This window comes from Kitasatospora sp. NBC_00070 (genome assembly GCF_045041205.1).
In the GTDB taxonomy this organism is placed as follows: domain Bacteria; phylum Actinomycetota; class Actinomycetes; order Streptomycetales; family Streptomycetaceae; genus Kitasatospora.
Map to the genome: position 1 here is coordinate 3,584,794 of NZ_CP108247.1, position 18,948 is coordinate 3,603,741.

The 18,948-nt window shown below is 71.9% G+C and carries 17 protein-coding genes; 3 read left to right on the top strand and 14 right to left on the bottom strand.

Annotation, left to right across the window (positions count from 1 at the left end):
• Nucleotides 1-8 precede the first annotated feature (8 nt).
• The 12 genes from OHV05_RS16620 to OHV05_RS16675 all read right to left on the bottom strand — a co-directional run bounded on the left by OHV05_RS16620 (nucleotide 9) and on the right by OHV05_RS16675 (nucleotide 12,397).
• Nucleotides 9-1,640, bottom strand: a complete 1,632-nt coding sequence (locus tag OHV05_RS16620) for an ABC transporter substrate-binding protein (RefSeq protein ID WP_405018376.1) — start codon at nucleotides 1,638-1,640, stop codon at nucleotides 9-11.
• A gap of 44 nt (nucleotides 1,641-1,684) precedes the next feature.
• The gene (locus OHV05_RS16625; protein ID WP_405018377.1) at nucleotides 1,685-2,605 is read right to left on the bottom strand and encodes a transketolase family protein; all 921 of its coding nucleotides are present in this window, start codon (nucleotides 2,603-2,605) and stop codon (nucleotides 1,685-1,687) included.
• Nucleotides 2,602-3,417, bottom strand: a complete 816-nt coding sequence (locus OHV05_RS16630) for a thiamine pyrophosphate-dependent enzyme (protein ID WP_405018378.1) — start codon at nucleotides 3,415-3,417, stop codon at nucleotides 2,602-2,604. The genes OHV05_RS16625 and OHV05_RS16630 overlap by 4 nt, the downstream gene beginning before the upstream one ends.
• On the bottom strand, nucleotides 3,414-5,264 hold the full coding sequence (locus OHV05_RS16635) for a M20/M25/M40 family metallo-hydrolase (RefSeq protein ID WP_405018379.1): 1,851 nt from the start codon (nucleotides 5,262-5,264) through the stop codon (nucleotides 3,414-3,416). The genes OHV05_RS16630 and OHV05_RS16635 overlap by 4 nt, the downstream gene beginning before the upstream one ends.
• Complete coding sequence (gene argC, locus OHV05_RS16640) at nucleotides 5,261-6,307, bottom strand: N-acetyl-gamma-glutamyl-phosphate reductase (RefSeq protein ID WP_405018380.1); 1,047 nt, start codon at nucleotides 6,305-6,307, stop codon at nucleotides 5,261-5,263. Before argC ends, OHV05_RS16635 begins: the two co-directional genes overlap by 4 nt.
• A complete protein-coding gene (locus tag OHV05_RS16645; RefSeq protein WP_405018381.1) occupies nucleotides 6,300-7,619 on the bottom strand; it encodes an aminotransferase class I/II-fold pyridoxal phosphate-dependent enzyme in 1,320 nt (439 codons plus the stop codon). Before OHV05_RS16645 ends, argC begins: the two co-directional genes overlap by 8 nt.
• Entirely contained in the window at nucleotides 7,616-8,245 is a 630-nt protein-coding gene (locus OHV05_RS16650) for a degT/DnrJ/EryC1/StrS aminotransferase (protein ID WP_405018382.1), read from the bottom strand. The genes OHV05_RS16645 and OHV05_RS16650 overlap by 4 nt, the downstream gene beginning before the upstream one ends.
• 16 nt (nucleotides 8,246-8,261) lie before the next feature.
• Entirely contained in the window at nucleotides 8,262-9,143 is an 882-nt protein-coding gene (locus tag OHV05_RS16655) for a RimK family alpha-L-glutamate ligase (protein WP_405018383.1), read from the bottom strand.
• Entirely contained in the window at nucleotides 9,140-9,328 is a 189-nt protein-coding gene (locus OHV05_RS16660) for a lysine biosynthesis protein LysW (RefSeq protein WP_405018384.1), read from the bottom strand. The genes OHV05_RS16655 and OHV05_RS16660 overlap by 4 nt, the downstream gene beginning before the upstream one ends.
• A 64-nt stretch (nucleotides 9,329-9,392) precedes the next feature.
• Complete coding sequence (locus tag OHV05_RS16665) at nucleotides 9,393-10,694, bottom strand: acetyl-CoA carboxylase biotin carboxylase subunit family protein (RefSeq protein WP_405018385.1); 1,302 nt, start codon at nucleotides 10,692-10,694, stop codon at nucleotides 9,393-9,395.
• Nucleotides 10,695-10,860: 166 nt separating this feature from the next.
• On the bottom strand, nucleotides 10,861-12,036 hold the full coding sequence (locus OHV05_RS16670) for a peptidogalycan biosysnthesis protein (RefSeq protein ID WP_405018386.1): 1,176 nt from the start codon (nucleotides 12,034-12,036) through the stop codon (nucleotides 10,861-10,863).
• A 214-nt stretch (nucleotides 12,037-12,250) separates the two neighbouring features.
• On the bottom strand, nucleotides 12,251-12,397 hold the full coding sequence (locus OHV05_RS16675) for a hypothetical protein (protein ID WP_405018387.1): 147 nt from the start codon (nucleotides 12,395-12,397) through the stop codon (nucleotides 12,251-12,253).
• A gap of 152 nt (nucleotides 12,398-12,549) precedes the next feature.
• On the opposite strand from OHV05_RS16675, the gene OHV05_RS16680 reads away from it, so the two are divergent.
• Nucleotides 12,550-13,617, top strand: a complete 1,068-nt coding sequence (locus OHV05_RS16680; RefSeq protein WP_405018388.1) for a hypothetical protein — start codon at nucleotides 12,550-12,552, stop codon at nucleotides 13,615-13,617.
• A 96-nt stretch (nucleotides 13,618-13,713) separates the two neighbouring features.
• On the opposite strand, the gene OHV05_RS16685 is transcribed toward OHV05_RS16680, so the two are convergent.
• Together OHV05_RS16685 and OHV05_RS16690 are read right to left on the bottom strand one after the other, a co-directional pair.
• A complete protein-coding gene (locus OHV05_RS16685; protein ID WP_405018389.1) occupies nucleotides 13,714-14,385 on the bottom strand; it encodes a response regulator in 672 nt (223 codons plus the stop codon).
• Nucleotides 14,382-15,563: a sensor histidine kinase gene (locus OHV05_RS16690; protein WP_405018390.1), complete on the bottom strand. Its 1,182-nt coding sequence runs from the start codon at nucleotides 15,561-15,563 to the stop codon at nucleotides 14,382-14,384. The genes OHV05_RS16685 and OHV05_RS16690 overlap by 4 nt, the downstream gene beginning before the upstream one ends.
• 156 nt (nucleotides 15,564-15,719) lie before the next feature.
• Here OHV05_RS16690 and OHV05_RS16695 point away from each other — a divergent pair, with 156 nt between their 5' ends.
• Together OHV05_RS16695 and OHV05_RS16700 are read left to right on the top strand one after the other, a co-directional pair.
• Nucleotides 15,720-16,655 (top strand): SDR family NAD(P)-dependent oxidoreductase, encoded by a 936-nt coding sequence (locus OHV05_RS16695; RefSeq protein WP_405018391.1) that lies wholly within the window; start codon nucleotides 15,720-15,722, stop codon nucleotides 16,653-16,655.
• 152 nt (nucleotides 16,656-16,807) lie between these two features.
• On the top strand, nucleotides 16,808-18,919 hold the full coding sequence (locus OHV05_RS16700) for an MMPL family transporter (RefSeq protein WP_405018392.1): 2,112 nt from the start codon (nucleotides 16,808-16,810) through the stop codon (nucleotides 18,917-18,919).
• Nucleotides 18,920-18,948: the final 29 nt, after the last annotated feature.

Below are 18,948 nucleotides of genomic sequence, written 5' to 3' on the forward strand. Positions count from 1 at the left end.
GCGGGTCGTCAGTCGACGACGTGCATGCGGGTGAGGTTCGGCACGAAGTACTGCGCGCTGAGGAACAGCCCGCCCACCCGGGGGCCGAACAGGGTGAACTGGCGCTTGTAGTAGACCGGGATGACCGGCGCGTGCTCGGCCATCAGGCGCCGGTCGAGCTCGGCGTAGCCGTCGGCGACGGCCGCGCGGTCCGGCTCCTGGCCGAGCCGGGCGATCTCCTCGGTGATCTCGGCGTCGTCGAAGTACGAGAGGTTCATGTTGCCGCCGTCGGTGAGCCGGTCACCGCGGAAGAGCACGTCGAACACGCCGGAGGCGTCCGGGAAGTCCGGCCCCCAGACCCCGTAGATCAGGTCGCAGTCGTTGTCCGGGTTGCCCATCAGGCTGTAGAAGGCGGACTTGTCGACCGGCCGCAGCACGATCTCGAAGCCGGCCTTCTCCAGCGCCTCCTTGACCGCCGGGGCCACCGGGCGGTTCGGGGCGGTGTCCGGGTAGGCGAAGACCAGCGGCCGCAGCTCCTTGTCCGCGATCAGCTCCTTGGCCTTGACCGGGTCGCCGTTCGGACCGGCCGGGAAGACGTCGTGGTGACGGTAGCCCGGGACCATCGGGGCCAGGATCGTGGTGCCCGGCTGCGCACCGGCCTTCCCGCCCGCCAGCTCGACGCAAGTGCCCCGGTCGAAGGCGTAGTTGAGGGCGCGGCGGACATCCACGTCGGTGACCCGGCGGGTGTTGATGTAGACGTACTGGAGGTAGGCCGTCGGGCCGGCGATGACCCGGGCCAGCAGGGTCGGGTCGGCCTCGACCTGGGCCACCCGGTCCTCGGCGACGTCGAAGGTCGCCACCGCGAGGACGTCGGCCTCGTTCGGCTCCAGCAGACGCTCGGTCTGCTCCTGGCGGGCGACGCCGAACTCCCAGCGGATCTCGTCCGGGTACTGGCTGCGGATCGGGTCGGTGGCCGGGTCCCAGTGCGGGTTGCGCTCCAGCAGGTAGTGGTCGCCGGGGACGAACTCCTTGACCCGGTACGGGCCGGTGGCCAGCCAGGAGGTCTCGTACCCGTCCCGGGTGTCACGGTCCGGCGGGACGGGCGTGGTGGTGGTCGTGGTGGCCATGAAGGGGAAGCCGGGCTGCGGCTCGGGCAGCGAGAAGACGATGGTCCGGTCGTCGGGGGTGGTGACACCCGGGGCCGGCGTGCCGTCCTCGTACGGGCCTCGGTAGCTGCGCTCCGGGTCCAGGGCCTGCTGGATGAACTGCGGGCCGTAGACACCGTTCGAGGAGAACGAGCGGGCGACGGCGTGCGCCACGTCGCGGGAGGTGATCGGGGTGCCGTCCTCGAAGAACAGGCCCTCGCGGAGCGTGTACGTCCAGGTCAGGCCGCCGTCCGTGGTCCGGCCGGTGTCGGTGGCGAGGTCGCCCACCAGCTTGCGGGGGCCGCTGCCCGGGGTCTCCAGGTAGCCGGTGAGGGTGCGGTGGAAGATGCCGGTGGCGACACCGAGCGTGGTGCCGATGTACATCTGGGTCGGGTCCACGTGCTCCGGCGGCGCGTCGGCGAGCAGGGTGACCCGGCCGCCCCTGCGGGCCCCGGGGACGGCGGGGGCCGGGGTGGGCGTCTGGCCCAGGTGGTCGATCTCGAACTGGTGGGACACGGGAGGACTCCAGAGTGAAGGAATGAGGCCGGGGGCGACCGCTCTCAGGCGGACAGCGCCATCGGAAGGTTCAGGGCCGAGAGCACGGCGGGCAGGTCCAGGCCGAGTTGGCCCATCACCTCGTGGTGGTCGCCACCCTGGGTGGGCCAGGCGTGACCGGCGTTGACGCCGGTGACCTCGCAGTGGGGCAGCAGCAGGGCCAGCGCTTCGGCGATGCCGCCCTCGCGCCGGTGCTCCTCGACCACCACGAAGCGCGAGTGACGGGTCGTCAATTCGGCGGCTGCGAGCTCGAGGTGGGCGTGGTCGAGGTAGGTGAGGTGCGCGTGCGCGACCTCAGGGTGGAGCTCCCGGGCGGCCAGCGCGAGCCGGGTGCCCTCCTCGCCGACCGAGACCAGGCAGGTCGCGGCGCGCTCCGCCGGATGCTCCCAGTTCACCACCGGAAGCCGGTCGCCGTCCCAACTCAGGCTCTGGTAGCTCGCGTTGCGGCCCGTCCTGATGTAGTGCGGCCGGCCGGACTCCACCGCGGCCCGGACCACGGCCCGCATCTCCGCCGCGCCGTACGGCGCGGCGATGGTCACGCCCGGGATGCTGCGGAGCACCGCGAAGTCCTCCAGGCAGTGGTGCGTGGTGCCGAACCAGGCACCGGAGACACCGGCGTACGGGGCGACCACGGTGACCCCGGCGCCCAGGTACCCCAGGGTGAGCTTGAGGCTCTCGGCGGCCCGGAGCGCGGCGAACGGCGCGAAGGTGCTGACGAAGGGCTTGTAGCCGGCGGCCGCCAGCCCCGTCGCCATGTCGATCATGGCGCCCTCGGCGATGCCGAGGTTGAAGAAGCGGTCGGGGTGGGCCGCCTGGAAGGGGTGGCCCTTGCCGCCCAGGTCTGCTTCGAGGCAGACGACGGTGGGGTCGGTCTCGGCCAGCCGGGTGAGTTCGTCCCGGTAGGCGTCACGTCCGGAGCTGGTCATCGGATCATCCGCTTCCACTTGGCGGCGCGCGCGGCGTCGATGGTGACGTAGTGGGACCCGGCCTTCCCCTCCACGGCCGGGACCCCCTTGCCCTTGACGGTGTCGGCGATCACGGCGAGCGGACGGCGGGCCGCCGAACGGTCGTCGCGCAGCACCTCGGTGAGCGCGGTCAGGTCGTGCCCGTCCACCTCCACGGTGTCGAACCCGAAGGCGGCGAACCGCTCGGCGAGGTTCGGCAGCGGCGAGATGTCCTGCACCATGCCGTCGTTCTGACCGCCGTTGCGGTCGACCACCAGCACGAAGTTGCCCAACTGCTGTGCCGCGGCGACCTGGCAGGTCTCCCAGACCAGGCCCTCCTGCAGCTCGCCGTCACCGGCGACCGCGATGCCCAGACCGCCCTGGCCGCCGATCCGGCGGGCCATCGCCCAGCCCGCCGCGTACGGCACGCCGTGTCCGAGGCTCCCGGTCGGGAAGCGCACCCCGGGCACCTTCGGCCCCGGGTGGCCGGTGTACGGGTGACCGAGCTGCCCGTACAGCGGCGCCGGGTTCTCCGGCAGGATCCCGCTGACGTGCAGCGCCGCGTACAGACCGGCGGCGGCGTGGCCCTTGCTCAGGACCACCTCCGTCCCGTCGTCCGACGAGGCGCGGTGCAGCGCGGCGATCAGGATGTCGAGCACGGACAGGCTGCCGCCGAGGTGGCAGCCGCGCGGGCTCGCGGCCATGTCGATCACCAGCTTGCGGGCCCCGACGGCCCGTGCGGCGAGCAACTCGCCGACACTGAGCGGTACTTCGGCATCCAGCAGGGTGGTCATGACCCGCTCCGTTCTTCGAGCGCGAACCAGCGGGCGACGGCGTCGGTCAGCACGGAGTGCGCGGTGCGGTAGTCGTCGGCGCCGATCCGCTCCTCGTCGGTGTGGTCGAGCGCGGAGTCGCCCGGCCCGTAGGCCACCATCGGAACGTCCCGCCAGGTGGTGGCGAGGGTGTTCATGTCGGAGGTGCCCTTCTTCACGACGTAGGTGGGACGGATGCCGGCCTGCCCGAAGGCCCGGGTGAAGACCTTGACCAGTGAGGTGGACCGGCCACCGGCGTAGCCGGGGGTGGCCCGCAGCACCTCGATCTCGACGCCGGGCCCGGCCTGCGCGAGCGCGGCGGCCCGGAGCACCGCCAGGTCGGCGAGCGGCGGGATCCGGAAGTTGAGGATGCCGATCGCCCGCTGGCTCTCGCGGCCCGGCTCGCACCGGATGTCGATCACCGCGCTGAGCGCGTCCGACGCCTCCTTCTCGACCGCGCCCCGGATGTCCTCCAGCGTGCGGACCAGCGCGTCGGGCGCCGAGACGGCGTCCAGGCCCGCCGAGTGACCACTCGTCACCGATGCCGTCACCCGGAGCTTGAACAGTCCGAAGTAACCGAGCGTCAGCTTCTGCGAGCCGCTGGGCTCGCCGATCACGACCGCGTCGGCCGGGTAGCGGTCGCGGGCGTGGAAGGCGCCCTTCGAGGAGGAGATCTCCTCCTCGACCGCGCCCACCACTCGCAGCTGGCCGCCCGCCGGGATCTCGGCCGAGGCCAGCACCGCCAGGAAGTTCACCAGGCTGCCCTTGGCGTCCACGCTGCCCCGGCCGTGCAGCTCGCCGTCCCGCCACTCGACCGGCCACCGGTAGGGAACCGTGTCCAGGTGTCCGAGCAGCAGCAGCCGGCGTTCGCCGGTGCCCCGGGTGGCGACCAGGTTCCCGACTTCGTCGATCTCCGCGTCGATCCCGTGCTCGGCACACCAGCCGAGCAGGTAGCGGGCCAGTTCGTGCTCGTCGCCGGAGACGGACGGCACGCCGACCGCGCGGCCGAGCAGGGTCAGCTCGGGCTCCGGCGCGGGGGTTCGCCAGAAGCGGGTCCAGCCCGCCGGGTCCGCCATGGTGTGGGGCCCGGTGATCGCCACGTCGGCGGCACCGGCCAGGGCGAGTTCGGCGGCCCGGACCTTCTGCCGCATCCGGCCGCCGGCGTACCGGCCGGCCTCGCCCGGGTGGGCGTGCCGCAGCGTCGAGCCGGGGACGGACGGGTCGGTGAGCAGCCCGGCGGTGCCGGTCACCAGGCGCAGGTGGTCGGCGTCCAGCGCGTTGCTGAGCGCGGCGGCCAGCACGTCGGCGTCCACGTTCAGCAGCGCGCCACCGTCCCGGTCGCGGACCGGAGCGGAGAGGCAGACCACGTCGTAGGTGTCGAGCAGCGCGTTCAGCCGCACGGTGTCGACCTCCTCGGGGACGCCGGCCCGGTGGTCGCGGACCACCGTGGCCTTGCCGGCCGCCGAGACCGCCTTGAGCGGCCGGTTGGCCCGGCCGGTCACCAGGCCGCCGCGGGCGGCGACGGCGGTGAAGACCGTCAGACCGTGCTCGCGCAGGCCCTCCTCGACGGCGGGCAGGGTGACCCGCTCGTACGCGTCGACCAGGTGGGCCATCTCCTCCGGCGGGCAGTACCGGACCGCGTCGCCGTTCGGCAGCCGCAGCTCGGGCATCGGGCGGCCGATCGAGCGGTAGTGCCGCTCGATCCCGACCGCCCCACCGGCCACCAGCAGGACCCGGGCGCCCCGGGCCACCAGCTGCGCCAGCTCCGCGTGGATGACCACCCGGTCGAGCGTCGCGCTGCCGACCTTGACCACGTACAGCGGCCTCACGGGGACACCGCCGTCCGGGGCAGGCCCGCCGTCTCCTCGAAACCGCTGACCAGGTTCATCGCCTGGATGGCCTGCCCGGCGGCGCCCTTGATCAGGTTGTCGAGCGCGGTCACGGCGACGCACTGGTCGTCCTTGACGGCGATCGCCACCTCGGCGACGTTGGAGCCGACCACGGCCTTCAGCATCGGGAAGTCCTGCGGCGCCTTCGGTGCCGGGCGGACCCGGACGAACGGCTTGCCGACGTACGCCTTGGCGAACGCCCGCTTGACGTCCAACGCCGCGGTACCCGGCTGGAGTTTGGTGTACGCGGTGACCATGATGCCGCGCGGCACGTCCAGGCTGTGGGTGGAGAACCGCAGGTCGGGGGCGGCCCCGGCGTAGTCGGCCAGCGCCTGCCGGATCTCCGGCGTGTGGCGGTGCCCGTGCAGCTTGTGGACCCGGAAGTTCCCGGACCGCTCGGCCGGCTGCTCGGTGCCGCCGCGTCCGCCACCGGTCGAGCCGGTCTTGGCGTCGACGACGACCTGCGGCTGCACCAGCGACTCGGCGAACAGCGGGTACAGGGCGTAGATGGTGGCGACCGCCATGCAGCCCGGCAGGTTGATGAAACGGCTGTCGGGCACCGTGTCGGACAACTCGGGTATGTAGTAGGCGAATTCGTCCTCGGCCGGGCTGGCAGCCGTCTTCGGGTAGAACTCCTGGACCTCCTGCGGGTCACGCAGCCGGAAGTCCCCGGCCAGGTTCAGCACCCGCGCGGCCTTCCCCGCGATCAGCGGGAGCCGGGCCGGCAGCGTGCCGGTGGGCAGGCACCCGAAGGCGACGTCGACCTCCTCCAGCTCCTCCAGCTTGCGGAACTTCAGCCCGGCGGCGCCGGGGTGGTTGCGCAGCCAGGGGTGGACGGCGCCCACCGGCGTACCGGCGCTGCGCTCGGCGGACAGGAACGCGAGCTCCACCTGCGGGTGGTCCAGCAGCAGCCGGATCACCTCACCGCCGGTGTAACCACTGGCCCCGGCGACCGCGACCCGGATCTTCTTCTGCTCAGCCAAGGCGGGCCGCCTTCTCGTACGGGCGGCGGTAGTCGCCGTCCGCGACCAGCTTGCGGATCGCGTCGGGGCGGCGGGCCACCTTCTCGAAGGCGTCGGCGTAGCGCAGCGCCCGCTCGTACTCGACCGGGGCGCGCAGCTCGCGGCAGAGCACCAGGGTGCTGTCCAGCATGCCCAGCGTCACCGGGAAGTCCTCCGGCCTGTGGTCGCGGACCGCGCCGGGGTTGAGCGAGAACGGGTAGCCGTTGCCGAAGCCCGTCCGGTGCCGGAAGGGCAGGTGGCAGGGGATCGGGGTGTTCTGCCACTCACGGGCCGGGACACCCTCGGCGACCAGCAGCTCGTGCACCGCCTCCTTGACCGCCCACACCGGCAGGTCACCGAGGCCGACGGCCTCGGGGAGCAGGGTGATCCGGTACATGTTGTACGCGTGGGTGTGCCCCTCGGGCACGTACGGCGCGCGGAACAGGCCGGTGCCGTTCAGCGCCTCGCCCAGCAGCGCGGCGTTGCGGGCCCGCACCTCGTCGTAGTACGGCAGGCGCTTGAGCTGGCTGGCGCCGAAGGCGGCGGCGACCCAGGACATCCCGTAGTCGATGCCGTGGCGCTCCAGGTAGTCGGCCGCGCGCTGGTACGACTCGCCGTCCTTGAAGAACGCGATGCCGCCCTCGCCGCCGAGCGGGAAGTTCTTGTCGGCCATCAGGCTCTGGCCTGCGGCGTCACCGAACGAACCGGCGACCTGGTCGCCGATCTTCGCGGAGTGGGCGTGCGAGGCGTCCTCGACCAGGGCGATCCCGTGCCGGTCGGCGAGGGCGCGCAGGGCCGGTACGTCGGCGGGGAGGCCGTGCACGTGGACCGGCATGATCGCGCGGGTCCGGGCGGTGATCGCGGCGGCGGCGGCCTGCGGGTCCATGCAGTAGGTCAGCGGGTCGATGTCGACGAACACCGGGACGGCGTGCGCCGCGACCACGGCCTGGGCGGTGGCGATGAAGGTGAAGGCCGGGACGAGCACCTCGTCGCCCGGCTGCACCCCGGCGCCGACCAGCGCCAGGTGCAGGCTGGAGGTGCCGCTCGCGGTGGGCAGGGCGTGGTTGGCCCCCACGTACGTGCGGTAGGCCTCCGCGAAGTCGGCCACCACCCGCTCGGGCTTCGCCCGCTGGGCGAGCATCAGGTTGAAGACGTCTTCCTTGGTGATGACCGGGAAGATCGTGCGGCGCAGCTCCTTGGGGATCATCGCCCCGCCGCCGAACGCGGCCAGCTCGGCGGTCAGTTCCTCGGTGTCGGGCAGGGGAAGCGGCTTGGCCGGGAAGTCAGTGATCACGTCGTTGCTCCGGAAGTGGTGAGGGGCCGGGTCGCCTGGCTCAGGGCCATCCGGGCGCAGGCGGCGACCAGCGGGCTCAGCCGGTAGTTGAACTGGACTCCGGGCACCAGATCCGCGGAGTCCTCCTCCTGGGTCCACATGGTGCGCAGGTCGTAGGCGCCGAAGATCTTCAGCCGCTCGGCCCTGGCCCAGACGGCCGGGTCGTCGGTCAGCACCGCGGCGGCCGGGCCGAAGCCCAGCCCGGTGAGGTCCACGACCAGGGCCGGGGCGGTCGACGCCCGGGCCAACTCGCCCAGCCGGTGGGCGTTCTCGGCGTCCAGGGCGATGTGGTCGAAGGCGGCCGGGCCGCCCTCGACCACGGTGACGCCCAGCCAGGCGAGGAACGCCAGGTCCTTCGCGCCGAGGCCGGGCCGGCTGATCTCGTCGCCGTGCCCGATGCCCTGGCCCACCAGCGCGGCGTGCACCGCCGCGCTGCGGCTGTTCAGCAGGACCGCCTTGCCGTACCCGCTCTGCTTGGTCAGCAACCGCTCCAGACCCGGCAGTTCGCGGTCGCTCTTCTCGATGCTCATGACCACGCCCGAGGTCAGGACCCGGGTCAGCACAGTGGCCGTGTCGAACAGTTCCATGGGATTCCTCTCCCTCTTACGCGGCTGCCGGGACGGTGTTCCGCCCGTAGGACTCCGCGACATACGCGGCCAGGTGGCCGGCCACGTTCACGCCGTGCTTCGCCGAGGAGCGGGCGAACTCCGGGTTGGCGTTCACCTCGAGGACCATCAGCTCACCGGTGGAGCGGTCCTCGACCAGGTCCACTCCGTAGAAGCCCTCGCCCAGGACGTCCACGACCTGCGCACAGCGCTTCTCGATCTCGTCGGTGATGTCCACCCGCACGACCTCGGCGCCGAGATGGGTGTTGGTCCGCCAGTCCGCCGAGACCCGCTGGATCGCGACCACCGGCGTCCGGCCCACCACGACGACCCGCAGGTCGTGGCCCGGCTTGTCGATGTACTTCTGCACCAGGACGGGGAAGAGCTTGCCCGCCGCGTCGGCGGACTCGCGCCCGCCGACCCAGGCGTCCACGCACTCCTCGTCCGTCATCCGGGTGACGCCCCGGCCCCACGAGCCGCTGACCGGCTTGAGGACGCTCGGCCAGCCGAGCTCGGCGACCGAGTCGCGGACCTGCTGGTAGCTGTACGCGTGCAGCGAGACCGGGTGCGGGATCCCGTGCTGGGCGAAGATCAGGGCCTGCAGGCCCTTGTCGTTGCAGGTCTCGATGGTGGCGGCGCGGTTCAGGGTCTCCACCCCGACGAACTCCAGCCGCCTGGCGACGTCGATCGCCTCCCGGTGGGACAGGTTCCGGATCAGGGCGAGGCCGGGCGGGGCCGTGTGCCCCGCCACCACCCCCGCCAGGTCCTCCAGCAGGATCGGACGGACGTTCAGGCCCTCGGCGCGCAGCGCCTGGAGCACGAGCTTCTCGTCCGGTCGCAGCATGGTGACCGAAAGCAGTACCTCTTCAGGAAATGTCACTCGCCCCAGTCCTCTTCAACCTCGGGTGCCAGCTCGACGCGAACGGTCGCGTCGGTCTTCTCGACCACCTCGTGCTCCTGGCCGCAGGCCCCGCACTCGGTGATCTCGCCCTTCTCCCAGTCCGCCTGGACCTCGAAGTCGGTGTCGCACACCAGGCACTTGGGAGTGTCGATGGCAGTGGTCATCTGTCTCGTTCCTTTCTCGGATGTTCTGTGTCGTCGCCGCTCTGCCGGACGTGGGTCACGGTGGTCAGACCGGGTCGACCACGAGCGTCACGCGCTCGACGGCCTGCTTGGTCACCAGCTCCGGATCGGTGTCCAGCGGGGCGTCGACGATCACGGATGCCGACCGATGGCCGGAATCCTTCTGGATGCCCAGCAGATCGCCGGGCAGCCGACCGACCAGGACGGCGCGCGGCTCTGCCGGGGCGCCGACCGGGGCCGGAGTCATGAGGGGCCAGCGGTCGTCCCGGCTGGGCCAGGAGACCTCCACCCCGTCCGCGGTGACGTCGCGCAGGACGCCGTGCGGGTGGTCGAGGAAGTGCTGACGGGCACGGCGGCGCGGCGCCGGGTAGGAGGCCGGCACGCCGAGCGCGAGGTCCAGCATCACCGGCTCGAACGGCTCGCCGACGGCCAGCTCCCACAGGAAGGTGATCGCGTCGCCGGGCAGCCGGGCGGCCACCTCCATCAGCACCACACCGTCGGCGGTGAGCCGGTACTCGGCGTGCGTGATGCCGTCGCGGACGCCGACCCGGCGGAGGATCTCGGTGTTCGCCGCGAGCAGCGCCGCCTCCTCCTCGGGCTCGATCAACGCCGGGCTGGTGTGGGAGAGTTCGGTGAAGAAGTCGCTCTCGTGCTCGTTCGTCTCCTTGCCGGTGACGGCGGACCAGAAGACCTCGCCACCCTGGACCAGGGCCTCGACCGAGAACTCCCGGCCGATCACCCGGCTCTCCACCAGGGAGATCTCGTCCGAGCCGAACTCACCGAGCGCAGCCGAGAGTTCGGCCTGGTTGTAGACCTGACGGACACCCGAGCTGTAGAACCGGCCGGCCGGCTTGACGACGGCGGGGAACTCGTCCTGCGGCAGACTGAATCCGGCACGCTCGGCGACCGGGACGACCTGCCAGCGCGGCGAGAACTCCGGCACGGCGGTGCGCTGCAGCAGCTTGTTGCGGCAGATGACGGCGGCGGCGGAACCGACGCCGGGCAGGCCCAGGCAGTCGGCCAGCACGCCCACCGGCTCGACGAACACCTCACCGACCGAGATCACACCGCGGACGTCGTACCTGCGCAGCAGCGGCTGCACGGCCGGCAGCACCGTGGCGATCCTGGCGTCGGTCACCTGGACGACCTCGGTCAGCTCGCTCAACGGGTGTGTGCCGTCGGCCCGGGCGGCCGCCAGCCGCTCCAGGTCGGTGTCGGTACTGACCACCGCGAGGGCCGCGAGGCCCCGGCGCCTGGTGTCCTGGATCAGCCGGCCCTGCCGGGCGAGCACGACCAGGTCGCCCATGAACAGCACTGCGCCGGGCAGGGGGGAAGACTCTGTGGACACGTGCGGGGACTCCTTCTGTTCGTTGACTGTTTCGCGGAGCGGGCACGCCGGAGGAGCGGCTGTGCCGATGGGGCGGGCATGCCGGTGGGGGTGGCTGTGCCGGTCGGGGCCGCCGCGTGGTCAGGCGTGCCGTTGCGCGCCGGGCCGGCCGTGGCGCGTCAGCCGTTCAGCAGAACGGCGCGCAGAGGTCGAGTTCCAGCGCCTTCGCCACGGCGGGGGAGATGTCGGCGAGTCGGCCCAGCTGCGCCGCGTTGTGGGCACGGATCTCGTCCCCGTGGCCGGTCAGCACGCTGTCCTGTGACAGGTCGAGCAGCCAGAGCGGCCGCAGCCGCGCACCGCGGAGTGCCTTGGCGTCGGGGGACTCGATGCCCGGGTGGATCCACCGCAGGCCGTGCTCGGCGGCGATCCGGACCGGCGCGTAGTACACAAGATTGAAATACTCCGCCGCGCCACGAACCAGTCGTTCGTAATCGAATCCGACCGCCCGTACGAACAGCGTGTCCCCGTGGATGTAGAAGAGGCAGAAGCCGACGGCGGCCTCGCCGGGCCGACCGCAGAACAGGACCTGCGCCTTTGCGCCCATGGCGGCGCCCTGCAGCCGGAACGACTCGGTGAGCACGGCCGTGTCATAGGCATGCCCATAACGTTTCTGGGTATCCGCCAGCAATTCGGCGGCCTGCCGGTAGCACTCCGCCAGCGGGGCCTGGGTGATCTCGTACCCGGCTGCGCCGAAGGCCTTGACCTCCTGCTTCACCGAATCGCGACGCCCCTTGGAGGGCAGCGTCCGCAGCCACTCCGGCCACCCGCCCGCCGGGACCGAGACCCAGGCGTCCGTGGTCAGCAGCACCGGCATCGCCTCGACCCCGGCCGAGCGCAGCGCCAGGACGTCCGGGGTGCCGAGGAAGCTCGCGACACACGGGACGGAGCCCGGCGCCGCGTCGGGCAGCAGCTCGCTGCCGGCCAGCTCCGCCCCCAGCCTGCGGACCCCGTCCAGCAGGGCCGGCGCCGCACTCTCGACGCTCACGCCGTCGCGGGTGAGCAGGTGGGTCTGGTAGCCGCGACGCTGTCCGACCAGCAGGCCGGCCGCCTGCGGGGCGGGCAGACCCCGCGAGGTCAGCTGGGTGTGCCACCGGTAGAAGGGGTTGGGTTCCTCCGCCACCGCCGTGACACTGACGGCCGCACCGTCGGCGTGCACCGCGCCGGTGGCCGTGCGGCCGCCGACGTCGGTGGCGCAGAACCGCAGCCAGTCATGGGAGGAGTAGAGCCGGTTCCCGGCCAGGTCGTCCCAGTCCCGGGCGGGCAGGCCGCCGGTGAGCCCGTCGAAGGCCGACAGCGCGCTCATGACCCGGCTCCGGCACCGTGGACGGGCAGCTCAGAACCCGAAACCGGGTCGACTTCGTCCACATCGTGGGACAGACTGCCCCGAGCGATCGATCCGTAGCACATATCCGCACATCCAGAAACCACATAATGCATCAGGCAGCCGCTTTCTACTCCGGACGTCACATACCTGGCCGGAATCACATCTCTCACCCCCGTCGCCACCGGACCACCGGCTAGTGCCAGATGATGTCTCCGTTGGAGCCGAGGGGGGTGCTGCCCGCCGTCACCTGGACGGCGGCCGGAGCCGGGGCTGCGGCGAGGGCGATTCCACCAAGGGAAAGGATGGAAATAAGCGACATTACGACGAACTTGAGCTTCACGGACGGATCCCCCTGCTTAGTCTGCTTCTGCTTTCAGCCGGCGTCTCTGGCCGCTGGGACAACCGTGCCCGACTTGACGTAGCAGGCGCCAGGGCAACCCTGGTGACAAGAAGTGGCAAGCGACTAGCACTCACCCGCGAAGGGTACGAAAGATGCACAAAACGATCTCGGGGGCGAGTGGCACACCACCCCTCGGGGACCTGCACATCGCCCTCTACCGATGGGCACTGGAGCGGGGACGGCTCGACCCGGCCAAAGCCGCGATGCGGCTGGGTGCCCCTCTGGCGGACATCGACACCGCCGTGCGCGACCTGGTCAAACTCCACCTGTTGCGCCCGGAGCGGGATGAACACGACAAGTCGGATGATCTTGCCGACCCGGCCGGCTCGCCCGAGGACGAGGCGCTCGGCTACATCCCTGCCAGTCCGGACGCGGCGGCGGCCCACCTGGCCGGCCCGATCGAGGCCGAGATTCAGAAGCACCATCGGGAGGCCGAACGGCTGAGAAGTCATGTAATGGCCATGAAGCCGGTCTTCGAGGAGTCCTGGCAGAGCCATTTCATGCAGAATCCGATCGAGCACCTGACCCTGCTGGACACCGTTCGCTCGACCCTGGCGCGACTGTCGGCCGGCGTACGAATTGAGGTGGCCGCGGCCCACCCCCGGCTACCGCCGCAAGAAGCATTGGAAGAGGGCTTGGCGCGCACCGCCGAAGTCATCGACCGGGGCATTCAGATGCGAACTCTCTACCCGCATTCCGTACTCGCCCACCAGTACATGCAGCAGCACCTGACCAAGATGACGGCGCTGGGCGCACTGGTACGAACTACCGGTCACATCCCGGACCGGGTGATCTTCTTCGACTGGGAGACCGCGGTGATCGCGGACCAGCGGACCGCCGGAGGCGAGGGTGCGATCGCCATCCGAGACCCGTCCCTGGTCGACCACCTCTACCGATCATGGGAGGGCACGTGGGACTCAGCGCTCCCGTTCACGTCGGCGCCGAGCGGAGTCGGTTACGGGTCGGCCAAGGACGAGCTGCGACGCTCCATCGTCCAACTGCTGGAATCGGGGATGAAGGACGAGATGGCGGCCAGGCGGCTCACCATGTCGATCAGCTCCTACCGGAGGCATGTCACCGACATCATGAGCGATCTCGGTGCCGAGAGCCGTTTCCAGGCCGGGAGTTACGCCCGCCGGAGCGGATGGTTCGACCACTGAGCCCACCGTGCGACCCGGCTCCGCCGGTTGAGGGCCCGGACCGCTCGGCGGTCCGGGCCTCCGTCGTCTCCTCCCCGAGGAGCGGCTGTGGCCGGGTCACGGCGACTGGTCCGGCGTGACGCCCGTGGCGACGGCGAGGACGGCGAGGCGGATGCGGTTGTCCCGGCCGGTCTTCGCCATCAGGTTCGCCACGTGTGTCTTGACCGTGGTGACGCCCAGGTGCAGGCGGGCGGCGATCTCCTTGTTGGACAGGCCGCTGCCGACCAGGCCGAGCACCTCGCGCTCGCGCGGCGTGATGGCGGCCACCTCCGGGAGGTCGGCACGGGAGCCGGGGAGCGCCCCGGTGCGGGCGTCGACCGCGTGGCCGACCAGCCGGTCGAGCGCGGCCCGGCTGAACGGGGCCTCGCCGTCCGCGGCCCGGCGTACGGCGTCGATCAACTCGGCCGGCGGGGTGTCCTTGACCAGGAAGCCGCAGGCCCCGGCCGCGAGCGCCGGGTAGAGGTGATCGTCGTCGTCGAAGGTGGTGAGCGCGACGACGCGGGTGGCCGGGTGCGCGGCCAGGATGCGGCGGGTGGCGGTGATGCCGTCCAGCACGGGCATCCGCAGGTCCATCAGGACGACGTCCGGGCGCAGGCGCTCGGCCAGCCGGACCGCCTCCGCGCCGTTGTCCGCCTCGCCGAGGATCTCGATGTCCGGGGCCTGCTCGAAGAGCATCCGCAGGCCCATCCGGACGAGCTGCTGGTCGTCGGCCACCAGGATGCGGATCACGGTGTCCGCTCCGGGACCCGGACGGGGGCGACCGGGGCCGGGAGTACGGCCGTCAGGCGCCAGCCGCAGGGCGTGGGGCCCGCCTCCAGGCGGCCGCCGAACAGGTCCACCCGTTCGCGCATGCCGACCAGCCCGTGCCCCGACGGACGCGCGGCCGACGGTCCGGCATCCCCCGCCCCGTCGTCCTGGAGCGTCAGGTGCACCGCGTCGTCGTCGGCCACCCGTACGGTCAACTCGGCCCGGGTGCCCGGGCCGGCGTGCTTGGCCGCGTTCGCCAGACCCTCCTGGGTCAGGCGGAGCACCGCGAGACCGCGGACCGCGTCGAGGCTCGCGAGAGCGGGATCCACGACCGCCGAGACGGCCAGACCGGTCCGGCGGCTGCCCTCCAGCACCGACTCCAGCGCGGCCGGCAGCGCCCCCGGCGTGACCAGGGCGGCGGCCGTCCCGGCTCCCGCGACACTGTCCGGGTCACGCAGTACGGCCACCAGGCGGCGCAGATCGGCCAGCGCCTCGCTGCCGCTGGCGTGCAGGTCGTCGAAGACCTCGGTGACCCGTGCGTCGACGGTGGCGGGAATGACGTGCCGGGCGATACCGACCCGCAGCACCATCGACGAGACGTGATGGGCCACCAGGTCGTGCAACTCCCGTGCGATGGCGGTGCGTTCCGCCGCGCGGGCGGCCAGCAGCCGCTGCCCGGCGCCGGCCGCCTCCCGGGCGGCGTGCACCCGGGCGGTGCGGGCCGCGTCGCGGGTGGCCCGTACGTAGGCGCCCAGCAGCAGCGGCAGGCCCGCCACGATGCCCATCTTGTAGAGCACCGAAGGGAGTTCACCGGGCAGGTCGGCGAGGCGGTTCACCGCGACGGCGAGCGCCAGGGCCGCCGCCCCGGCCACCGGGCGGCGGCCGGACTCCCGTACGGCCAGCTCGAAGAGGACGACGGCGGCCAGCACCTTCAGGGCGGGGACGATGTCCGAACCGAGCGCGTGCGCGGCGACCAGCAGGCCGGACAGCGTGAGCAGCGCGCCGAACGCCCACCGGCCCGCCACCGCACACAGGGCGAGCCCGGCTGCGGCGAGGCCCAAGTCCCGCTCCCCCGAAGGCCGGTGGACCAGCAGGAGATCGCCGACGAGCAAACCGACGAGCACCACCGCCCGCACGGCGGCGAACCGTCGGTCGAACACCAGCTCAATCCCTGATCGATTCACGCGCTTCACGATAGGCGGGCGCCGGTGCGCCCCGGGTCCTGCCGTGGGAGGAGGGCGCCTCCTCCCACCGGCCGCGAGGACCGGCCCACGGGTGGAGCCGGACCACCGGGCCGGACTGCGAGGGTGATCGCCATGGAGACCAACACGAACACGAAGGCCGGCTCCCTGGGACGACGCTCCCTGCTCGGTGGCGCGGCCGCCCTCGGGATGGCGGGCTCGGTCCTCGGCGCACCGGCGGCGAGCGCCGGCCAGGCCGGGTCACGCACCAGGGACGGGCGGTTCCAAGGGAAGTCGGTGCTCATCACGGGCGGCACCTCGGGCATCGGCCGGGCCACCGCCCAGGCCTTCGCGGCGGCCGGCGCCCGGGTCGGATTCTGCGGCAGGCGGGCCGAGTTGGGGCGCCAGGTGGAACGGGAGATCCGGGACGCGGGCGGCGAGGCCACGTACGTCCAGGCCGATGTGCGGGTGGCCGACCAGGTCCGGAGCTTCGTGGACCGGGTCGCGAGCCGGTACGGCGGCATCGACGTGGCCTTCAACAACGCGGGGATCGGGAACGGCAAGCTGCCGCACGAGCTGAGCGTCGAGGAGTGGGACGACGTCCAGGCCACCAACGCCCGGGGCGTCTTCCTCGCCGTCAGGTACGAGGTCCCGTACATGCTCGAGGCCGGACACGGCGTCATCATCTGCACCTCCTCCTCCGCCGCCGAACAGGCGAGGCCGACCAGTACCGCGTACACCGCGAGCAAGCGGGCGGTGCAGGGCATCGTGAAGGCCGCCGCGCTCGCCTACGGAACCCGGGGCATCAGGGTCAACGCCCTGCTGCCCGGCACCACCGACACCCCGTTCGTCCGCCCGCCCGGGATCCCGGACGACGCCTGGACGGCGTACAAGAAGGCGTTCGGCCCGCTCAACATCGACGGCCTGGAACGGATGGCCGAGCCTGCGGAGATCGCCCGCGCCGTGCTCGGGCTCGCCTCCGACGACTTCCCCTACATGACGGGCAGCTCGGTCGCCGTGGACGGCGGCAGCACGGCCGGCCGCAGGATGATCCAGCCGAGCCGCCCCTGAGGAGACGGCGGAGCACGCCTTCGATCCGAGGCGGGGTCACCTCGGTGACCGGGGCCGGTACGCCACCTGACATTCCCGGTGACTGTGTCGTCGGACTGCTGGGACGTCGGGCGCAGGCCACGAGACCACGGTCGAGAAGCAGAGGGATCAACATGATGCGAAGAATGGCTTCGTTGCCCGGTGGCAGGGTGGGGAAATGGGTCGTCCTCGCGCTCTGGGCGATCCTGCTGCTCCCGGTCCTGATGCTGGCCGGCCGGCTCGGCGACGTCGAGGAGAACGACAACTCGGCCTGGCTGCCCGGTGACGCGGAGTCGACCACGGTGGTCGCCCGGGCCGAGAACTTCCAGCGGGCCGACACCCTGCCCGCGATCGTGGTCTACGACCGGCCCGAGGGCGTCACCGCCGCCGACCTGGCCGAGGCCCAGGCCGACGCCGAAGCCTTCAAGGGCATCGCGAACGTGGTGGGGCAGCCGCAGGGACCGTCGAGGTCCCAGGACGGCAAGGCCATCCAGACCGTGGTCCAGCTCCACAAGGACCGGACGGGCTGGGAGGGGATCGGCACCACCGTCGACGCGCTGACCAGGGTCGGTGAGGAGAACGCGAACGGTCTCGGCTTCCACGTGACCGGACCGGCCGGTCACGCGTCCGACTCGATCAAGGCCTTCAGCGGTGGGGGTGTCCTGACCACCATCACCGCCCTGGTGGTCGTGGTGATGCTGCTGCTCACCTACCGCAGCCCGTTGCTGCCGCTGCTCCCGCTGCTGACCGTGGGCGTCGCCCTGGTCACGTCGGAGGCGGTGATCTACCTGCTGGCGAAGAACGCCGGACTCGTCGTCAACAAGCAGACCGGTTTCATCCTGACGGTGTTGGTGTTCGGCGCCGCCACCGACTACGCCCTCCTGCTGATCTCGCGGTACCGGGAGGAGTTGCTGCGGCACGAGGACCGGCACGAGGCGATGGCCGAGGCCCTGTACCGCTCCGGTCCCGCGATCGTCGCCAGCGCCGCGACCGTCGCGGTCAGCCTGACGCTGCTGATGCTGGCCACCCTCAGCTCCACCCAGGGGCTCGGGCCGGCCTGCGCCGTCGGCGTCCTGGTCGGGCTGCTCGCCATGGTCACCCTGATGCCGGCCCTGCTGGTGGTCTGCGGCCGCTGGATCTTCTGGCCGGTGAAGCCGTCGTACGGATCGGCCGGGGCGGCCCAGGGAGGCATCTGGACCCGGGTCGGCACCGGTGTCTCGCGCCGGCCGCGGCTGGTGTGGATCGGCACCACGCTGGTCCTCGGGGCCGTGGCGATCGGAGTGCTCGGGCTCAAGGCCGACGGACTCTCCAGCAAGGACCAGTTCACCGGCACGCCCCAGACGGCTGTCGGCGAGCGGATCCGGTCCGAGCACTTCCCGGCCGGGTCGGGCGACCCCGTCTTCGTCGTGGCCAGGGCCGCCTCGGCCGAGCAGGTGCGGACGGCGCTGTCCGGCGTACCGGGAGTCGTCGGCGTCTCGACTCCGCTGGTCCAGGACGGCGAGGCCATCATGCTCGGGGAGCTCGGGGACGACCCCAGCGGCAGCGCCGCGATGCGCACGGTCGAGCAGGCCAGGATCGCGGTCCACCGGATCGAGGGGGCGGATGCCCAGGTCGGGGGCAGCACGGCGATCATGCTCGACACGCAGGAGGCGGCCGCCCGCGACTCGAAGGTGATCATCCCCATCGTGCTGGTGGTGGTGCTCCTCGTCCTCGCGCTGCTGCTGCGCGCGATCGTCGCGCCGCTGCTGCTCATGGCGACGGTGGTGCTGTCGTTCGGAGCGGCTCTCGGCGTGAGCAGTCTGGTGTTCACCCACGTGTTCCACTTCGCCGGCGCGGAAGCCTCGTTCCCGCTCCTGACGTTCGTGTTCCTGGTCGCCCTGGGCATCGACTACAACATCTTCCTGGTCACCCGGGTGCGCGAAGTCGCGCTGCTGCACGGCACCCGGCGCGGCGCCCTGACGGGCCTGTCCAGCACCGGAGGTGTGATCACCTCGGCCGGGCTGGTGCTGGCCGGCACCTTCGCGGCGATGGCCTCGCTGCCGCTGGTGTTCGCGGCCGAGCTCGGGTTCGCGGTGGCGTTCGGCGTGCTGCTGGACACCATGATCGTCCGCTCGGTGCTGGTCACCGCACTGACCCTGGACCTGGGGCGGTGGATGTGGTGGCCCAGCAGGCTGTTCAGGCAGCCCGACGCCCCCCGGCCGTCGGCGGGCAAGCCCGACCTCGAACCCGCGCTCAGGCGCGTGTGATGCCCTTCCGCCCCGGGCCTTCGTCGTTC